The 16,661-nt window shown below is 59.0% G+C and carries 21 protein-coding genes; 11 read left to right on the top strand and 10 right to left on the bottom strand.

What is annotated here, in order from left to right:
• Positions 1–93: 93 nt before the first annotated feature.
• Positions 94–345, bottom strand: coding sequence for an outer membrane lipoprotei OprI (gene oprI, locus M5G20_RS26855; protein WP_003183784.1), 252 nt, complete (start codon positions 343–345; stop codon positions 94–96).
• 639 nt (positions 346–984) lie between these two features.
• Here oprI and M5G20_RS26860 point away from each other — a divergent pair.
• Positions 985–1,272 (top strand): GNAT family N-acetyltransferase, encoded by a 288-nt coding sequence (locus M5G20_RS26860; RefSeq protein ID WP_020800382.1) that lies wholly within the window; start codon positions 985–987, stop codon positions 1,270–1,272.
• 72 nt (positions 1,273–1,344) lie between these two features.
• On the opposite strand, the gene M5G20_RS26865 is transcribed toward M5G20_RS26860, so the two are convergent.
• Positions 1,345–2,421 (bottom strand): 3-deoxy-7-phosphoheptulonate synthase, encoded by a 1,077-nt coding sequence (locus M5G20_RS26865; protein WP_150703802.1) that lies wholly within the window; start codon positions 2,419–2,421, stop codon positions 1,345–1,347.
• Positions 2,422–2,549: 128 nt separating this feature from the next.
• Entirely contained in the window at positions 2,550–2,993 is a 444-nt protein-coding gene (locus M5G20_RS26870; protein WP_273921685.1) for a PilZ domain-containing protein, read from the bottom strand.
• On the opposite strand from M5G20_RS26870, the gene M5G20_RS26875 reads away from it, so the two are divergent.
• The 5 genes from M5G20_RS26875 to cysB all read left to right on the top strand — a co-directional run bounded on the left by M5G20_RS26875 (position 2,992) and on the right by cysB (position 6,946).
• Positions 2,992–3,378 carry a thioredoxin family protein gene (locus M5G20_RS26875; protein WP_273921686.1) on the top strand — a complete coding sequence of 129 codons (387 nt, stop codon included), beginning with the start codon at positions 2,992–2,994 and terminating at the stop codon, positions 3,376–3,378. The two genes, M5G20_RS26870 and M5G20_RS26875, sit on opposite strands and share 2 nt — an antisense overlap.
• Positions 3,375–4,328 (top strand): putative 2-dehydropantoate 2-reductase, encoded by a 954-nt coding sequence (locus M5G20_RS26880; protein ID WP_273921687.1) that lies wholly within the window; start codon positions 3,375–3,377, stop codon positions 4,326–4,328. The genes M5G20_RS26875 and M5G20_RS26880 overlap by 4 nt, the downstream gene beginning before the upstream one ends.
• Positions 4,329–4,354: 26 nt before the next feature.
• A complete protein-coding gene (locus M5G20_RS26885) occupies positions 4,355–5,260 on the top strand; it encodes a 5'-nucleotidase (protein WP_273921688.1) in 906 nt (301 codons plus the stop codon).
• Positions 5,261–5,354: 94 nt separating this feature from the next.
• The gene (locus tag M5G20_RS26890; protein WP_273921689.1) at positions 5,355–5,858 is read left to right on the top strand and encodes a universal stress protein; all 504 of its coding nucleotides are present in this window, start codon (positions 5,355–5,357) and stop codon (positions 5,856–5,858) included.
• Between the two features lie 113 nt (positions 5,859–5,971).
• Positions 5,972–6,946: an HTH-type transcriptional regulator CysB gene (gene cysB, locus M5G20_RS26895; protein WP_007899921.1), complete on the top strand. Its 975-nt coding sequence runs from the start codon at positions 5,972–5,974 to the stop codon at positions 6,944–6,946.
• Positions 6,947–6,952: 6 nt separating this feature from the next.
• Here cysB and M5G20_RS26900 read toward each other — a convergent pair whose 3' ends face one another.
• Together M5G20_RS26900 and M5G20_RS26905 are read right to left on the bottom strand one after the other, a co-directional pair.
• A complete protein-coding gene (locus tag M5G20_RS26900; protein WP_150736023.1) occupies positions 6,953–7,435 on the bottom strand; it encodes a GreA/GreB family elongation factor in 483 nt (160 codons plus the stop codon).
• A 2-nt stretch (positions 7,436–7,437) separates the two neighbouring features.
• Positions 7,438–7,845 (bottom strand): hypothetical protein, encoded by a 408-nt coding sequence (locus M5G20_RS26905; RefSeq protein ID WP_273921690.1) that lies wholly within the window; start codon positions 7,843–7,845, stop codon positions 7,438–7,440.
• 124 nt (positions 7,846–7,969) lie between these two features.
• Here M5G20_RS26905 and earP point away from each other — a divergent pair, with 124 nt between their 5' ends.
• Both earP and M5G20_RS26915 read left to right on the top strand, forming a co-directional pair.
• On the top strand, positions 7,970–9,112 hold the full coding sequence (gene earP, locus M5G20_RS26910) for an elongation factor P maturation arginine rhamnosyltransferase EarP (protein WP_273921691.1): 1,143 nt from the start codon (positions 7,970–7,972) through the stop codon (positions 9,110–9,112).
• Between the two features lie 48 nt (positions 9,113–9,160).
• A complete protein-coding gene (locus M5G20_RS26915) occupies positions 9,161–9,730 on the top strand; it encodes an elongation factor P (RefSeq protein WP_007943632.1) in 570 nt (189 codons plus the stop codon).
• A gap of 153 nt (positions 9,731–9,883) precedes the next feature.
• On the opposite strand, the gene M5G20_RS26920 is transcribed toward M5G20_RS26915, so the two are convergent.
• From M5G20_RS26920 to M5G20_RS26935, 4 genes are all read right to left on the bottom strand, one after another.
• Positions 9,884–10,897, bottom strand: coding sequence for an alpha/beta hydrolase (locus M5G20_RS26920; protein ID WP_273921692.1), 1,014 nt, complete (start codon positions 10,895–10,897; stop codon positions 9,884–9,886).
• Positions 10,898–10,931: 34 nt separating this feature from the next.
• The gene (locus M5G20_RS26925; RefSeq protein WP_075948184.1) at positions 10,932–11,351 is read right to left on the bottom strand and encodes an organic hydroperoxide resistance protein; all 420 of its coding nucleotides are present in this window, start codon (positions 11,349–11,351) and stop codon (positions 10,932–10,934) included.
• A 366-nt stretch (positions 11,352–11,717) separates the two neighbouring features.
• Positions 11,718–12,179, bottom strand: a complete 462-nt coding sequence (locus M5G20_RS26930) for a MarR family winged helix-turn-helix transcriptional regulator (RefSeq protein ID WP_273921693.1) — start codon at positions 12,177–12,179, stop codon at positions 11,718–11,720.
• A gap of 69 nt (positions 12,180–12,248) precedes the next feature.
• On the bottom strand, positions 12,249–13,205 hold the full coding sequence (locus M5G20_RS26935) for a LysR family transcriptional regulator (RefSeq protein ID WP_273921694.1): 957 nt from the start codon (positions 13,203–13,205) through the stop codon (positions 12,249–12,251).
• 109 nt (positions 13,206–13,314) lie between these two features.
• On the opposite strand from M5G20_RS26935, the gene M5G20_RS26940 reads away from it, so the two are divergent.
• Entirely contained in the window at positions 13,315–14,064 is a 750-nt protein-coding gene (locus tag M5G20_RS26940) for a sulfite exporter TauE/SafE family protein (RefSeq protein ID WP_273921695.1), read from the top strand.
• Here M5G20_RS26940 and M5G20_RS26945 read toward each other — a convergent pair.
• A complete protein-coding gene (locus M5G20_RS26945; RefSeq protein ID WP_273921696.1) occupies positions 14,054–14,908 on the bottom strand; it encodes a LysR substrate-binding domain-containing protein in 855 nt (284 codons plus the stop codon). The two genes, M5G20_RS26940 and M5G20_RS26945, sit on opposite strands and share 11 nt — an antisense overlap.
• A 95-nt stretch (positions 14,909–15,003) precedes the next feature.
• Between M5G20_RS26945 and M5G20_RS26950 the strand changes: the two genes are divergently transcribed.
• On the top strand, positions 15,004–15,219 hold the full coding sequence (locus M5G20_RS26950) for a DUF1127 domain-containing protein (protein ID WP_273921697.1): 216 nt from the start codon (positions 15,004–15,006) through the stop codon (positions 15,217–15,219).
• 81 nt (positions 15,220–15,300) lie between these two features.
• Positions 15,301–16,530: a winged helix-turn-helix domain-containing protein gene (locus M5G20_RS26955; protein ID WP_273921698.1), complete on the top strand. Its 1,230-nt coding sequence runs from the start codon at positions 15,301–15,303 to the stop codon at positions 16,528–16,530.
• The last annotated feature ends 131 nt before the right edge of the window (positions 16,531–16,661 follow it).

Raw genomic sequence — 16,661 nt, forward strand, 5'->3', positions numbered from 1 at the left:
AATCCGCCTCCTACTCGATCCTGCAATAAATGCCGGGCAATAAAAAAGCCGACCCAAAAAATGGGTCGGCTTGATAACAATCCCGAAGGACTATTACTTGCGGCTAGCTTTTTCCAGCATGCGCAGAGCACGCTCGTTAGCTTCGTCAGCAGTCTGTTGTGCTTTTTGAGCAGCAGCCAGAGCTTCATCAGCTTTACGGTAAGCTTCGTCTGCACGAGCTTGGGAGCGAGCAGCTGCGTCTTCAGTAGCGGTCAGACGTGCTTCGGTTTCTTTCGATGCGCTGCTGCAACCGGTAGCCAGAACTGCGGCCAGAGCCAGAGCAGAGAATTTCAGAACGTTGTTCATCGTGTTCCCCTTCAAGGACTTTCAATTAAGTAGCTGTCTCCTCAGATTGAGGAAATAGCCGGCGTACATACTACCTATAACTTGAACTAAGTAAAACTGACGTGAAGCAAGAAGCAAAAAAAATTGTAGGCGTTGATTCTTTTTCGAGCAACTTTTAACTGCGCTGTTTAAAAAATATCCAGCTGCAAGGCCCGAGCTGAGCGAGCCGGAGAAGAAAAGTTCCCGACGCTTACGAGTCTTTTTCGAGTCTTGGCTAAAGTCTGGCTAGATGGATTCGTCCACACTTTTGTTCGGATTTTGCGCAGCGTCTCTCAATATCTTTCTGCTTATTCAGGTGACTTTAACAACGGGCGCTCGTCTTAAGTCTCAACATCCGGCAATGTTCAGGCTTTCGACCCTCGAGGATCTTTGGTCGAGCCAGTCCTGCGTGACCCGGAGCGGCACCTGCCAACCTGCATGATGACGAGCGTACCTTGAGCATTTCTGCCAATGGTGCCTACTATTTGTACGTGCTCGGTTACGCGAGATCGGTGTAGCTCTTCTCGGTGTCCATTCAGGCACGGGGTGGCGTAGATGTTCCTTCGCCGGAAAAACATCGGTAAGGTAGAGGTCGAAATCCAAGACCCGCGAGGAGTAGTGATGAGCGAGGCGTTGTCCATCCACCATGACCAGGCTGGTCATCAGTTCGAGACCAATGTGGACGGTCATCGTGCCTACCTGACTTATATGGATCTGGGAAAACAGACCCTGGATATCTATCGCACGTTCGTGCCTAACGCACTGCGTGGTCGCGGCATTGCTGCGGCATTGACCGAGCAGGCATTGCAGTACGCCGAGGAGATGGGCTACACGGTCATCCCGTCGTGCTCCTACGTCGAACGCTACATGGAGCGTCACCAGCGGCATGCGGCCAAGCTGAGTCAGTGACCTTCAACAAAACGAACGCATAAAAAAACGCCGGGTTGAGCCCGGCGTTTTTTTGTCTGGCGAAAAGCGCGATCAGGTACGAGCGCGTTTCGGCAGCACTTCCTTGAGCTTGGCATGCATGCTGCGCAAGGTGTTTTCGGTAGCGGTCCAGTCGATGCAGGCATCCGTGATCGACACGCCGTATTGCAGGTCGGCAAGGTCTTTCGGGATTGCCTGGCAGCCCCAGTTCAGGTGACTCTCGACCATCAGGCCGATAATCGACTGGTTGCCTTCGAGGATCTGGTTGGCGACGTTCTCCATCACCAGCGGTTGCAGGGCCGGGTCCTTGTTGGAGTTGGCGTGGCTGCAATCGACCATGATGTTCGGCTTGATCTTCGCTTTGTTCAGCGCTTGTTCACACAGGGCGACGCTGACCGAATCGTAGTTCGGCTTGCCGTTGCCACCGCGCAGCACGACGTGACCGTAGGCGTTGCCCTTGGTGGTCACGATCGACACGCCACCTTCCTGGTTGATACCGAGGAAGCGGTGCGGGCTGGAAACCGATTGCAGAGCGTTGATCGCCACGGTCAGGCCGCCATCGGTGCCGTTCTTGAAGCCGACGGCCGAGGACAGGCCGGACGCCATTTCACGGTGAGTCTGGGATTCGGTGGTGCGCGCGCCGATGGCCGACCAGCTGATCAGGTCCTGCAAATATTGCGGGGAGATCGGGTCGAGGGCTTCGGTAGCGGTTGGCAGGCCTTTTTCGGCCAGGTCCAGCAGCAGTTGACGACCGATGTGCAGACCGTCCTGGATCTTGAACGAGTCGTCTAGGTACGGGTCGTTGATCAAGCCTTTCCAGCCGACGGTGGTGCGCGGCTTCTCGAAATACACGCGCATGACCAGATACAGGGTATCGGACACTTCCGCGGCGAGAACCTTCAGGCGCTCGGCGTATTCGTGGGCTGCCTTGATGTCGTGGATCGAGCAAGGCCCGATGACGACGAACAGGCGATGGTCGGTGCCATCGAGAATGTTGCGAATGACTTCGCGGCCCTTGGTCACGGTGCGCAGCGCAGCGTCGCTCAGGGGAATATCGCGCTTGAGCTGATCGGGGGTGATCAGTGTCTCGTTGGAGGCGACGTTTAGGTCGTTGATCGGTAAATCAGCCATCGTTTACTCGTCAGGTCACGGGTGCCGGCCGCCAGCGAACCCGCGCGGCGGAGCACAGCAAATTAAGCGCGTCGGGGAGCCGAACCTTAGCGCGTTACACCGTGGCTAGACAATGGGCTGGCAGCGCTTTAATCCAGTGCAGGCTGTGCAAATGCCTTGCGAACCGTTTCGTGGGAGAACTCGTCGGCGTGTTCCTGGACCCATTCCAGCGCCAGCGCCTGAACTTCCTGCAGATCATTGTGGGAGTCGTGCTGTCGGCAGTAACGCTCGATCTGGCACACCTGCTCGCCCATTCGGGCGCTGAACAGCGTCTGCTCGTCGACGAAGGCAATGCCCACCAGGTAGCCGTGTTTTCGTCGCAGACACCAGGCCACATAGCCCAGAAAGCGCATGTCGGGGTTCAGTGTCGGCATCCGCACTTCGAGCGCCGTGCCGTGGCGCCAGGCGCGGTGATAATTGCAAGCCATGCCCCCGAGGCTGATAGTGTGCAACTGTCGTAGCGAAATACACTCAGGTTTGAGCAACGTCAATTCCACGGGCACATCGTCAGGATGAGGAATAAATCGTCCCATGAACACGGACTCCATGTGTCGGCCATCTGACATTGTTTCCCCCAGTATAGTGGTCGAATCGGAACTGACCGATTTCGACGCCGATCAACGGCTGCTGGCGATGAACGGCGTGTCGCTGGTGATTTTCACCAGTGTCGGCTGTTCCAGCTGCCGATTTGCCCGTGAGCAATTACCGGCACTCGATCTGGCAATCGATCGGCTGTGCTGGATCGATGCCGGGAACAATGGCGGGGTGGTCGAGCGATATCAGGTTTTTCATTTGCCGGCGCTGTTCCTGGTACGCGACGGTAAGTTCTTCGGGGCATTGCATTCGCGCCTGACCGGTACCGAACTGAATCGGGCGATACGTCAGGCGCTGAGTCGAACAGCAGAGGAGTTGCCATGATGGGGGCAGTTGCCAAACCGACGATCGGTATTATCGGTACCGGTGCAATCGGTGGTTTCTACGGGGTGATGCTGGCGCGTGCCGGTTTCGATGTGCACTTTCTGCTGCGCAGCGAGTTCTGCGCGGTCGCCGAAAACGGGTTGCAAGTAAACAGTGCACCCCATGGTTCGCTGACTTTGAAGCCGGTGCAGGCCTATTCGGACGCGCAAGACATGCCGCCTTGCGACTGGTTGCTGGTGGGCGCCAAGACCACCAGCAACGCGGATTTGGCGCCGGCGATCCTGCGCGCCGCCGCGCCGGGCGCCAAGGTCCTGTTGTTGCAGAATGGCCTGGATGTCGAAGACAGCCTGCGCGGGCTGCTCCCTGACTCGCTGCATCTGCTGGGCGGGCTTTGCTATATCTGCGTGCATCGCGAAGGGCCGGGGGTCGTCACCCATCAGGCGCTTGGTGCAGTGCATGTCGGCTACCACAGTGGCCCCGCCGAAGAATCGACGCGCACGGCGATCGTCGAGGAGGGTGTCGGGCTGTTCCGAACCGCCGGCGTCGACTCCCAGGCCATGGCGAACCTGCATCAGGCGCGCTGGCAGAAACTGGTCTGGAATATCCCTTACAACGGTCTGTCGGTGTTGCTCGGGGCGAGCACCACACCCTTGATGGCCGATGCCGACAGCCGCGAAATGGTCAAGGCACTGATGGCCGAAGTGGTGCAGGGCGCAATCGCTTGTGGGCACGATGTGCCGCCCGGTTATGCCGAGCACTTGTTCATGATGACCGAGAAAATGCCTGCCTATTGGCCGAGCATGTACCACGATTTCCTGCACAAGCGACCGCTGGAACTGCAGGCCATCTACGCCCGGCCTCTGGCCGCGGCCAAAGCGGCGGGCTGTGAAATGCCGCGAGTCGAGGCGTTGTATCGCAGCTTGGGTTTCATCGATCGACGTAATGCTTGAGTCGATCAAGGCAAGGGGGGAAGGGGATGCCAAAGGCAATTGACGACAAACTGGTGCTGGCGATTTCGTCGCGAGCGTTGTTCGACCTGAGTGACAGCCACAAGGTCTACCTGTCGAGTGGCGTCGAGGCTTATCGGCAGTATCAGATCGAGCACGAAGACGAAATCCTCGAGCCCGGCGATGCGTTTCCGTTGGTGCAAAAACTCCTGAACCTCAACGCCAGCCTCGGGCGCGCCCGGGTCGAAGTGATCCTGGTGTCGCGCAACAGCGCCGACACCGGCCTGCGCGTTTTCAACTCGATCCATCATTACGGGCTGGCGATTTCCCGCGCGGCATTCGTGGGCGGGCGTAGCCCTTATCCGTACCTCAAGGCCTTTGGCTGCGACCTGTTTCTTTCGACCCACGCCGAAGATGTGCGCAGTGCCCTGGATGCCGGTTTCGCCGCGGCGACTATTTTGTCCGGCGGTGCCAGCCGCGCGGCCAGCGACGAACTGCGCATCGCCTTCGACGGGGATGCGGTGCTGTTTTCCGATGAATCGGAGCGCGTCTATCAGGCCGGGGGGCTGGAGGCGTTTCAGGCCAGCGAACGCGAAGCGGCGCGCGAGCCCTTGCGTGGTGGGCCGTTCAAAGGTTTTCTCGCGGCCCTCAATGTGTTGCAGCGCGAGTTCCCGGACGGCGAATGTCCCATCCGCACGGCGCTGGTGACGGCGCGCTCGGCGCCGGCCCATGAGCGGGTGATCCGCACGTTGCGTGAGTGGGATATTCGTCTGGATGAGTCGCTGTTCCTCGGTGGCCTGGCCAAATCGGCGTTTCTCGAAGCCTTTGCCGCCGACGTGTTTTTCGACGATCAGGCCGGCCACTGCGAATTGGCCCGTGAAGTCGTCGCCACCGGTCATGTGCCCCATGGCATCAGCAACGAGCATAAGGTTTAAGCCCGCCGTTCAACGCGTTACGCAGGGCGTCGTACTCGCCAAGGCGCTGCTAAGCTGAATCAATCTCCGCCATGTTGGCATTCGAGGAGGTCATATGATTCGTTCGATGCTGTACGCCACTGACCTCGGCCTGTACGCCCCTGTGGTGATGCAGCACGCCCTGGAACTGGCTCGGACATTCAATGCCGACTTGTATGTGGTGCATGCGGTGGAACCCATGGGACTGTTCGCCGAATCCGTGCTGCAGAGCTACCTTGACGAGCAGGCGTTGAACGAGTTTCACAGCCAGGGTCTGAACACGGTCATCGCCAATATCGAGCAGCGGGTGCTGGACAGTTTTCGTGAAGAGCTGGGGGAGGAGGGGGCGCTGGACCTGAAAAGAATCCAGGCAGTGCGCGTGCTGCAGGGCGATCCTTCGCAGGTGATTCTCGACCAGGCGCAGAAACTCTCCGTGGATTTGTTGATCGTAGGTAGTCACAGCCATGGCACTGGTGCGGAAACACCGTTGGGCCGCACCGCAGCGCGTGTCTTGCAGTTGTCCAAGGTGCCGGTTTATCTGGTGCCGCTGGTGCAACGACGTCGCCAAGGGGATCGCTAGAGTGCGACCAGTGGCACTTCGACAAAAAAGTTCTAGATTTATTCTTCAAGCCATTAATATAGTTATATACCGTCGCTGATGCCCGTGGCGTCTATCTGCTTTGAGGGATTCATATGAAGCTTCAACAACTGCGCTACATCTGGGAAGTGGCGCACCACGACCTCAACGTTTCCGCTACAGCCCAAAGCCTCTACACCTCGCAACCGGGCATCAGCAAACAGATCCGCCTGCTGGAAGACGAATTGGGCGTCGAAGTGTTCGCCCGCAGCGGCAAGCACCTGACCCGCGTTACCCCGGCCGGTGAGCGCATCATCACCACCGCTGGCGAAATCCTGCGCAAGGTTGAAAGCATCAAGCAGATTGCCCAGGAATTCTCCAACGAGAAAAAAGGCACCCTGTCGATCGCCACCACCCACACCCAGGCGCGTTATGCATTGCCGCCGGTGATCAGCAATTTCATCAAGCAGTACCCGGACGTTGCCCTGCACATGCACCAGGGTTCACCCATGCAAATCGCCGAAATGGCGGCTGATGGCACCGTGGATTTCGCCATCGCCACCGAAGCACTCGAACTGTTCGGTGATTTGGTGATGATGCCTTGCTACCGCTGGAACCGTTGCGTGGTCGTGCCTCAAGGCCACCCGCTGACCAAGCTGTCGAAGCTGACCCTCGAAGCCCTGGCCGAATACCCGATCGTGACGTACGTGTTCGGTTTCACTGGCCGTTCGAAACTCGACGAAGCTTTCAGCCATCGTGGCCTGACACCGAAAGTGGTGTTCACCGCCGCCGACGCCGACGTGATCAAAACCTACGTACGCCTGGGCCTGGGGGTAGGTATCGTGGCGAAAATGGCGGTGGACACCAAACTCGACAGCGACCTGGTGGTGCTCGATGCCAGCGAACTGTTCGAGTCCAGCATCACCAAGATCGGCTTCCGTCGCGGCACCTTCCTGCGTGGTTTCATGTGCGACTTCATCGAGAAATTCGCCCCGCACCTGACCCGCGAAGTCATGGCCAAGGCCATTCAGTGCCACAACAAACAGGAACTGGAAGAGCTGTTCGACGGCGTCGAACTGCCGGTCCATTAAGCCTTTCTAGATGACCTCGGTAACAGCGAACTGTTGCCGAGCACCCGCCACCAGAATCTCCACCTCATCACCTTCGAACTTGCCCAGCAGGCTTTTGCCCAGCGGTGAGCGCGGGGTGATGACGGTAATCAACTGCCCCACCAGATCGACTTTCAGGCCCGCCGCATCAGGGGCCAGAAACAGCCATTGCTCGCGACCCTTTTCGTCTTCCAGGCCGAGCAGGGCGCCGATCTCGATGCCCCGTTGATCGTCGTACGCACGCAACGCCAGGTTCTGGCAAAGCGTCAGTGACTGGCGAATCTCTTCCACCCGTCTGGCCTGCCCGGCAGCCAGATAGGAGGCCTCCAGCCCCAGCGTGTCGTACTTGTTTTCGGCGATGTTCTCTTCGTGGGTCGCGGTTTCGTAAGCGGTCTGCGCGGCCCGCTCAGCGATGTCGAGATCGACTCGCAGCTTGTCGAGAATCAGTTGGTGGACAGTTTGTTTGTTCATGATCAATCGCAGAATTGCAGGACGTTGGCGCGGCTTTTTTCGCTCGGTGCGGTCTGGTCCTGTTGCAGCCAGAACTGGCATTTGGCGTTCGACAGATTGCGGTTGCTGCTGCGCGCCTGATCGAGTCGTTGCGCCTGCTCGTTCTTGCGCAGGTTCTCTTCATATTGCTCGAACAGAGGGCTCTGTGGCGGGATATCCGGAACCTGTTGCACCACCGGCGGGTTCGCCAGTTGCTCCACCGCCTGGGCCACTGGGGCCAGTTGTTCGCTGAAGAACAGGCGCGAGGCGAGCCAGCAGGTCAGCGCGATGGCGAGAAAGCCCAGCCACAAACCGAGGGCGATGCTGCCGGTCAGTTGCACGGCATTGAGCTGGATCGGCAACGGGCGGCGCGGTGTGGGACGGTAGGGCATGACTGCCTCCTGGCGGTGAGTCGCGGGCGAGTGTCGATTGTCGCACGAAGATTAATCGTCGTCGGCTCTTCTGCGCAGGGTAATTTATGCGGACAATCGCTGCCTTTGCCAACGGGAACCTGGAATGTCTGAATTGAAAACCCGCTGGGATATTTTTTGCACCGTGGTCGATAACTACGGCGACATCGGTGTGACCTGGCGTCTGGCTCGGCAACTGGTGGCCGAGCACTCGCTGGCGGTGCGTTTATGGGTCGATGACCTGCGTGCCTTCGAGCGCATGTGCCCCGAGATCGATGTCCATGTCGCGCAGCAATGGCAGCAAGGTGTCGAGGTCCGTCAGTGGCCGGCCGAGTGGCTGCCGACCGAGGCCGCGGATGTGGTGATCGCCGCATTCGCCTGCCAGTTGCCCGCTGCCTATATGGAGGCGATGGCCGAGCGCAAACAACCGCCGCTGTGGATGAATCTCGATTACCTGAGTGCCGAGGACTGGGTGATGGGTTGCCACGGTCTGCCATCGGTGAAATACAGGCACGTGCAGAAGTTCTTCTTCTTTCCGGGGTTTCAGAAAGGTACGGGCGGCTTGTTGCGTGAAAGCGGCTTGCTGGAACGGCGTCGGCAATTTCAACAGGATCCACAGGCTCAGCGAACATTCCTGCAAGGCCTGGGGGTCGATCGAGCGCCGGATGCGCAGTTGATTTCGCTGTTTGCCTACGAAAACGCCGGGCTGGCCAGTTGGCTGGATGCGTTGGCCGGCGATTCGACGCCCACTCATGTGCTGGTGCCTGAGGGGCGGGTGCTCGGCGATGTCCAGCGCTGGCTGGGCGTGAACGATCTGAAGGCCGGCGCGCTGCACGTGCGCGAAGCCGTGACCGTGCAGGTGCTGCCGTTTGTCCGTCAGGACCAATATGACCAGTTGCTGTGGTGCTGTGATTTCAACGCCGTGCGCGGCGAAGATTCCTTCGTCCGTGCGCAATGGGCGGGTCGGCCGTTGCTCTGGCATATCTATCAGCAGGAAGAGGATGTCCACCTGGACAAGCTCGAAGCCTTCCTTGCGTTGTATGTCAAAGGGCTATCGGAGCCTGCCAGCGACGCGATCAGCAGTCTTTGGCGGGCGTGGAACGCCGGGGAAAATATGACCGACCACTGGCATTCCACCCGTAAACACTGGCCGGAGCTGGAAAAACACGCCGAGACGTGGTGTCTGGAACAGGCCTTGCAGGCCGATCTTGCCACGGCGCTGGTACAGTTTTATGGAAATTGGATATGATACGCGGCCTAGATTTTTGTAAATCCCATCCAAATTCGGATATTCGCAATGAAAACTGGTAAAGAACTGAAACCCGGTACCGTGATCCGTCTCGAAAACGATCCTTGGCTGGTTCAGAAAGCTGAATTCACCAAGTCGGGTCGTAACAGCGCGATCATGAAGACCAAGCTGAAAAACCTGCTGACCGGTTACAAGACCGAGATCGTTTACAGCGCCGACGACAAACTGGACGACGTAATCCTCGACCGCAAAGAAGCGACCCTGTCCTTCATCAGCGGCGACACCTACACGTTCATGGACACCACTGACTACACCATGTACGAGCTGAACGCTGAAGACATCGAAGCCGTTCTGCCTTTCGTTGAAGAAGGCATGACCGATGTTTGCGAAGCGATCTTCTTCGAAGAGCGTCTGGTTTCCGTAGAACTGCCGACCACTATCGTGCGTCAGGTTGACTACACCGAAGGTTCCGCTCGCGGTGACACTTCCGGCAAGGTAATGAAGCCTGCCAAACTGAAGAACGGTACCGAGCTGTCGGTTGCTGACTTCATCGAAATCGGCGACATGATCGAGATCGATACCCGCGAAGGCGGTTCCTACAAAGGCCGTGCTAAATAAGCACTGCTTCAGGAATGAAAAAGCCCGACCATTGAGTCGGGCTTTTTTGTGTCCATCGATTGGACCGCAGCGCAAACCCGCAGGAGCCGGCTTGTTCTGGCGATAACGTCCTCGAGATCGCTATCGCCAGCAAACCGGCTCCTGCAGGTGGTGTCATTTCTTCAGATGTTCCTTGAGCTCTTGCGAAGCCTGCAACATCGCCGAACGCACCGCCGGCACCTGACTCACTACGTTGAGCAAACCGTAATCGTGGATCATGCCGTTGTAGCGAACCGAGGTCACCGGCACGCCGGCTTCATCGAGTTTGCGGGCGTAGGCTTCACCTTCATCGCGCAGCACGTCGGCACCCGCCGTTTGTACCAGCGCCGGTGGCAGGCCCTTGAGTTGCGCAGGGGTTGCCCGCAGCGGTGAGGCATAGATCTCGTTACGCTGTTTGGCGTCGGTGGTGTAGTTGTCCCAGAACCACTTCATCATGTTTTTAGTGAGGAAGTGCCCCTCGGCATACTGGTTGTAGGAACCGGTCTCGAAGTTGGCATCGGTCACCGGCCACAGCAAAACCTGGAACTTGATCGCCGGTGTGCCTTTGTCTTTGGCCATCAGGGCAACCACGGCCGCCATGTTGCCGCCAACGCTGTTGCCGGCCACGGCCAGGCGTTTGCCATCGACGTTGATGTCTTTACCGTGCTCAGCCACCCATTTGGTCGCGGCGTAAGCCTGGTTGATCGCCACCGGGTAGTGCGCTTCGGGTGACGGCGTGTAGTTGACGAAAACCGCTGCCGCCCCCGAACCGACAACCAGATCGCGAACCAGTCGTTCGTGGGTCGGGAAGTCTCCCAGCACCCAGCCCCCGCCGTGGAAGAACATGAACACCGGCAGCTCACCCTTGACCCCGGCCGGCCGGACGATGGTCAGGCTCAGCGGTTGGCCGTCGACCTGAATGGTCTTCTGGCTGACATCCGCTTTCGGCAGCGTCAGCTTGACCCCGGCCTGCGCACCCACCAGCACGGCGCGGGCTTCGGCCGGCGTCAGTTGCTCAATCGGTTTGCCGGTGCCGGCATTCAACACATCGAGGAATGCCTGGGTGTTGTGTTCAACATCACCGGCGAACGCGTTGCTGATGGACAGCGCGAGGAGGGTACCGGTCAAGACTTTGCTGAAAGTGTTCATGTTCATTTCCTGTTCGGTCTGAGTGGCTCAGTGGTTAGACGGTGACGTGCAGGCGCACTTCAACATTGCCGCGGGTGGCGTTGGAGTACGGGCAGACCTGGTGGGCTGCATCGACCAGGGTTTGCGCATCGGCTTGTTCAAGACCCGGCAGGCTGATGTGCAGGTCGATGTCCAGACCGAAACCGCCAGGGATCTGGCCGATGCCGACGTGGGCGGTGATCGACGCATCATTCGGGATGCTGCGCTTGGTCTGGCTGGCAACGAATTTCAGGGCGCCGATGAAGCAGGCGGAGTAACCGGCAGCGAACAGTTGTTCCGGGTTGGTCGCCGCACCGCCAGCGCCGCCGAGTTCTTTCGGGGTGGCGAGCTTGACGTCGAGAATGTTGTCGCTGGAGATTGCACGACCGTCACGGCCACCGGTGGAAGTTGCAACTGCGGTGTAGAGAGTTTGCATGGTGAAATCCTCGTTCGGGCTTGGTTGTTTTGCGCTAAATGTTTGCGCGCTAAGTAAGTGCGAGGTAAATGTATCGCGCTAATGTTTAGTGCGCAAGATAATTTTTTGAAAAAAAATGAAAAAAGTAAGCGGGAGCGGATGGTCACCGCTTGAAAGGCTTGAATTAGAGCGATCTAAGGGGATTTTTTTCAGCAGGAATTTTTCAGTGGAAGGGCGCGACCCCGATTTTTGCTTTCTTTAACGCAGAACGAACTGTGGGAGCGAGCCTGCTCGCGATGGCGGCGTGTCAGTCAACACACAGGTTGAATGTCACACCGCTATCGCGAGCAGGCTCGCTCCCACCGGGGATTTGCGCTTGCAGGAGCGTTAGAGGCTGTCTTGCAGGTGCTTGCGCAGCGCTTGCAGCTCCGCCTGCAGTTTCTGCAATCGCTCCAGGGTCATGCCGCTGGCGCCGAGGATGCATTGGGGGATGCCTCGGGCCTTGTCGCGCAAGGCACGACCTTTTTCGGTGAGTTCGATGATCACCACCCGCTCGTCTTCACGGCTGCGGGTGCGGCTGAGCACACCTTCGGCTTCCAGGCGCTTGAGCAGCGGGGTGAGCGAGCCGGGATCCGTCAGCAGGCGCGTGCTGATTTCGCCTACGGTCAAACCGTCCTGTTCCCACAACACCATCATCGCCAGGTACTGCGGGTAGGTCAGGCCCAATGCCTGTAACAAAGGCTTGTAGACCTTGGTCATCATCAGCGAAGTGGAGTGCAAGGCGAAGCAGGCCTGGTTGTCCAGCAGCAGGTCAGCGCAGTTGTCCGGGGTGTTGCGTTCGGTGGTCATTTTGAAGCCTTCGATCAGTGATCTTCATGAATCTAGCGGGCAAATCTTTAACGCGCCAGATAATTTGGACTAGCGGTGGGCCAGATGGGTCTGAAGGACCAGATCCCACGGCGGAATAGGGCTGAAGCGGGTTTTCAGGTATTCCAGCAGCAGGCGACTGCGGGAATTGGGTTGTTGTTGCAGGCGCAAGGCATAGATCCCGGTGATTTCCGGTTTGGGCAGGCCCTTCTCGCAGAACAGCGGCACCAGTTCCCCGCGCAACAAGTACTCGCTGGCCAGCCATGTCGGCAAATGCGCGATACCCAGCCCGGCCAGTGCGCCGCAGACCAGGGCTTCGGCATTGTTGGCGCTCATGCGGATGCGCGAGGGGCGGTGCAAGTGCATCTGGCCTTCGCGTTCGAAGCGCCAGGCGAAGGGGGGCGCCAGGCCATCCCAGTCGAGACCGTCGTGTTCGATCAGTTGCGCCGGATCGCTTGGTACGCCACGGCGCTGCAAGTAGTCCGGGCTGGCGCAGGCGATACGCACCATGCTCGCCAGCGGTGTGGCCACCAAACGGGTGTCGGCCATTTGCCCGGCGCGCAGCACCAGGTCGACCTTGCCCAGGTTCAAGCCTTGCATGTCAACGAAACTGTCGATCAGGTGAAGCTGCACATCGAGGCCGGGATAGAGCATCAGAAAATCGGCAATTACCGGCGCCAGGTGTCGCCGGCCAAACGCGGCCGGGGCATCGATACGAATCAGGCCTTCGGGTGCGCTGCTCAGAGACACCGCTTCGGCCCGGGCCAAACGCAATTCCGCGACGATGCGCCGCGCGCGCTCGGCAAACGCCAACCCCGCGGGCGTAGCGCGTACCGCATGGGTACTGCGAATGAACAACTGACTGCCGACCGCGCTTTCCAGGCTATCGATACGTCGGGCTACCGCTGAAGGGGTCAGTGGATGACGACGAGACGCCGCGGAAAAACTACCGGTTTCCAGTACGTCCAGAAACAGGCCCAGTTGTTCGGTCAGTTGATTCGGATTCATGGCGGATGTGCGCTTGTGCGAGTTTGGCAAAGCCATTGTGCGTTGCTGTGCGTTTCCGCGCCATAACCAACTGCGTAGGATGAGCAGTCTGATGTGAGAGGAAATCGCGGTGATTGAATTTTTGATGTATCTGGTCTTCGGCGCTGCCTTGGGCACGCTCGGCGGAATTTTCGGAATCGGTGGTGGCTTGATCGCCATCCCGTTGCTGGGCGTGTTGTGCGGTCTCGATCAGCAAATCGCCCAAGGGACGGCGCTGGTGATGGTGGTGCCGAACGTGATGCTGGCGTTGTGGCGTTATCACCAGCGCAACAAGATCGAGTTGCGCCACGCGCTTCCGCTCGCTTCGATGGGGTTCTGCTTCGCCTGGCTCGGTTCGATCTGGGCCGTGGGCATTGACGCGCAAACCATGCGCATCGGCTTCGTCGCCTTTCTGGTCGCGCTATCGGCCTACAACCTGGTGCGAATGTTCTACGCCAGTGCACCGGCCTCATCGCAAATGAACTATTCGTGGCCCTGGCTGGGTGTGCTCGGTGCGGCATCCGGCACCATGGGCGGTTTGTTCGGCGTGGGCGGGGCAGTGGTGGCAACGCCCGTGCTGACAAGCCTGTTCGGTACCACTCAAGTGGTCGCGCAGGGATTGTCGCTGGCGCTGGCATTGCCGAGCACCGGCGTGACGCTGGTGACTTATGCCGTGCATCATCAGGTGGACTGGATGGTTGGTGTGCCGCTGGCGATCGGCGGATTGTTGAGTATCAGTTGGGGGGTGAAAATCGCCCACGCCATGCCGGAGCGCCTGTTGCGCGCACTGTTCTGCGGTTTTCTGGTGCTCTGTGCGGTGATGCTCGCGTTTAAAGTTTGAAGCCTTCGACGATGTGTTCGGCCAGGCATTCAGTGATTGGCGACGGACTGTGCAGGTTTCGCACGAGCATGATGCTGGCTTCTGGTAGCAGCGGGAGGTCTTCGGCTTCACCGAGGATGCGCATGTCCGGGGTGATCAGGCTTTCCAGTTGCGCAGTGATCGCCAGGCCAGCGCTGACCACCGTCATGATTGCCGAGAGGCTGTCACTGTTATACGCCACGCGATAATCGCGGCCCCGGGCATCAAGGGCATTGCAGGCCCACATCCGGCAGAAGCAATCACTGTTGAACATTGCCAGCGGCAGCGGCGTTTGTTCGTGGGCGCTGTAGCATTGAGCTTCGGCCCAGACAAACCGCTCCTTGCGCAACAACTGGCCTATTTCGCTGCCCGGTTCGCGGGTGACGATAGACAGGTCCAGATCCTGACGCATCAGCAATTGTTTTGATGATTCGCAATGCACTTCGATCTGGATCAGCGGATAGGACTGGGCAAACCGCCGCAGAATCCCCGGCAGAAAACGCATCACGTAGTCGTCCGGCGTGCCGATGCGCACTGTGCCGACCATGTCCGGTTCGCGCAATGTATTGAATACTTCACTGTGCAACTTGAGGATGCGCCGCGCGTAGCCCAACAGCACCTGGCCTTCGGCGGTGAGGCGCACCTGGCGTCCGTCGCGCTGGAATAACTGGCGCTGCAACACATCTTCTTCCAGCCGTTTCATCTGCATGCTGACGGCCGACTGGGTGCGATGGACCAACTCGCCGGCGCGGGTAAAGCCACCCTGGTCGGCAATCGCGACAAAGGTGCGCAGCACTTCGGTATCGATCGTCGGGTAGCTCGACATACATCAATCTCCGAGATGGTTGCCATCAGAAACATTTGTTGGATTGATCTTAGACCCGGGCTGAGACTGGAGCCATCCAAACGGAGGGCAACAAGATGAAAGGTCAACATGAGTTCCAACACGCAGAACATCATTCGGTTCACCTGATATCCGACCTGCTGCACAAGATCAGCCGCTGGTACGAGTTGCATCGCGAACGCGAACTGCTGGCAAGCTTGAGCGACGAAGCATTGAAGGACATTGGCATGAGCCGGGCGGATGTCGAGCACGAGTCGATCAAGCCGTTCTGGAACGACCCGATGCATAAATGATCCTGGCCAATAAATGATGAGTGCGAAGCTACACAAACCCCTTACCGGTGAGGTAGGTTGCGAGCAGACAAGGAGATGCTCATGCCCGCAACGTTGTCCTTTACCCTCAAACAGGCTCGGCGTCTGGCACTGGCCGCCCAAGGGTTCAATGGGCGCCAGCCGCCAGCGGCGATCAAGGCTGTGCAGCTCAACCGCCTGATCGAGCGGCTGGGTATCCTGCAAATCGATTCCGTCAATGCCGTAGTGCGCTCGCATTACCTTCCGCTGTTTTCCCGTCTGGGTTCCTATTCTTCTGACTTGCTCGACCAGGCTGCCTGGAGTTCAGGGCGACGTCGCACGCTGTTTGAATACTGGGGCCACGAGGCGTCGTTGCTGCCCCTGTCGATGTACCCGCTGATGCGCTGGCGTATGCAACGTGCGACCCGTGGCGAAGACATTTATCAACAGATGGCGCGTTTCGGTCGTGAGCAGCAAGACACCATTCGCCGGGTGCTGGCTGCGGTTGAGGAGCAGGGCGCGCTGGGCGCCGGCAGCCTGTCGACCCGTCAAGAGCGAGCTGGCCCCTGGTGGGACTGGAGCGCGGAAAAGCATGCGTTGGAATGGTTGTTCGCCGCTGGTGAAGTCACCGTGGCTGGCCGGCGCGGATTCGAGCGGCTGTATGACTTGCCGGAATGGGTCATTCCTTCGCAGGTACTGGCGCAGCCGTGGGTCAATGAAGCCGAGGCTCAGCGAGGCTTGCTGCTGCATGCCGCGACAGCCCTGGGCGTGGGCACCGAAAAGGACCTGCGCGACTACTTCCGTCTGAATCCCGCAGACAGTCGTCCACGTCTGGCGGAGTTGGTCGAGGCGGGCGAATTGCTCACTTGCGAGGTTCAGGGCTGGAAGCAGCCAGCCTATTGCCTGCCCGAGCCCAAGGTGCCGCGCAAGGTTGAGGCCAGCGCGTTGCTGTCACCGTTTGATTCGCTGATCTGGGAGCGCAGCCGCACCGAGCGTCTGTTCGATTTTCGCTATCGACTGGAGATTTATACGCCGCAGGACAAACGGGTCTACGGCTATTACGTCTTGCCGTTTTTGCACAACGAACGCATCGCCGCGCGGGTCGATCTGCGCGCCGAGCGGGCGGCGGGTCGGTTGGCGGTGCATGCGGTGCATGAGGAGGAAACGGGGCTGGACGAGGAGGGGATGCTGGCGTTGGCCTTGAATCTGCGGCGGATGGCGGATTGGCTGGGGCTGACGCAAGTTCAGTTGAACTGCCCGCGGGCGAGTGCGGACCGGTTGCGGGTGGCATTGGCCCGGTTTGATGGTGACTGAGCTGACGCCATCGCTGGCAAGCCAGCTCCCACAGTGACCGCGTCGGACATAAATTATGTGTACGGCGCAAATTCTGTGGGAGTGCGAACCGGTTGTGGGTGGCATTGGCTCAGTTTGATGGTGACTGAGCT

Source organism: Pseudomonas sp. TNT2022 ID1044, assembly GCF_028656895.1.
Lineage (GTDB): Bacteria > Pseudomonadota > Gammaproteobacteria > Pseudomonadales > Pseudomonadaceae > Aquipseudomonas > Aquipseudomonas reinekei.

Bases quoted from the DNA above. Each gene is read 5' to 3' on its own strand.
- M5G20_RS26860 (WP_020800382.1), top strand. From the start codon at position 985: ATGAGCGAGGCGTTGTCCATCCACCATGACCAGGCTGGTCATCAGTTC.
- M5G20_RS26945 (WP_273921696.1), bottom strand. From the start codon at position 14,908: ATGTCGAGCTACCCGACGATCGATACCGAAGTGCTGCGCACCTTTGTC.
- oprI (WP_003183784.1), bottom strand. From the start codon at position 345: ATGAACAACGTTCTGAAATTCTCTGCTCTGGCTCTGGCCGCAGTTCTG.
- M5G20_RS26865 (WP_150703802.1), bottom strand. From the start codon at position 2,421: ATGGCTGATTTACCGATCAACGACCTAAACGTCGCCTCCAACGAGACA.
- M5G20_RS26885 (WP_273921688.1), top strand. From the start codon at position 4,355: ATGCCAAAGGCAATTGACGACAAACTGGTGCTGGCGATTTCGTCGCGA.
- M5G20_RS26925 (WP_075948184.1), bottom strand. From the start codon at position 11,351: ATGCAAACTCTCTACACCGCAGTTGCAACTTCCACCGGTGGCCGTGAC.
- M5G20_RS26870 (WP_273921685.1), bottom strand. From the start codon at position 2,993: ATGGGACGATTTATTCCTCATCCTGACGATGTGCCCGTGGAATTGACG.
- M5G20_RS26915 (WP_007943632.1), top strand. From the start codon at position 9,161: ATGAAAACTGGTAAAGAACTGAAACCCGGTACCGTGATCCGTCTCGAA.
- M5G20_RS26900 (WP_150736023.1), bottom strand. From the start codon at position 7,435: ATGAACAAACAAACTGTCCACCAACTGATTCTCGACAAGCTGCGAGTC.
- M5G20_RS26905 (WP_273921690.1), bottom strand. From the start codon at position 7,845: ATGCCCTACCGTCCCACACCGCGCCGCCCGTTGCCGATCCAGCTCAAT.
- M5G20_RS26950 (WP_273921697.1), top strand. From the start codon at position 15,004: ATGAAAGGTCAACATGAGTTCCAACACGCAGAACATCATTCGGTTCAC.
- M5G20_RS26935 (WP_273921694.1), bottom strand. From the start codon at position 13,205: ATGAATCCGAATCAACTGACCGAACAACTGGGCCTGTTTCTGGACGTA.
- cysB (WP_007899921.1), top strand. From the start codon at position 5,972: ATGAAGCTTCAACAACTGCGCTACATCTGGGAAGTGGCGCACCACGAC.
- M5G20_RS26875 (WP_273921686.1), top strand. From the start codon at position 2,992: ATGAACACGGACTCCATGTGTCGGCCATCTGACATTGTTTCCCCCAGT.
- M5G20_RS26880 (WP_273921687.1), top strand. From the start codon at position 3,375: ATGATGGGGGCAGTTGCCAAACCGACGATCGGTATTATCGGTACCGGT.
- M5G20_RS26930 (WP_273921693.1), bottom strand. From the start codon at position 12,179: ATGACCACCGAACGCAACACCCCGGACAACTGCGCTGACCTGCTGCTG.
- M5G20_RS26955 (WP_273921698.1), top strand. From the start codon at position 15,301: ATGCCCGCAACGTTGTCCTTTACCCTCAAACAGGCTCGGCGTCTGGCA.
- M5G20_RS26890 (WP_273921689.1), top strand. From the start codon at position 5,355: ATGATTCGTTCGATGCTGTACGCCACTGACCTCGGCCTGTACGCCCCT.
- M5G20_RS26920 (WP_273921692.1), bottom strand. From the start codon at position 10,897: ATGAACACTTTCAGCAAAGTCTTGACCGGTACCCTCCTCGCGCTGTCC.
- earP (WP_273921691.1), top strand. From the start codon at position 7,970: ATGTCTGAATTGAAAACCCGCTGGGATATTTTTTGCACCGTGGTCGAT.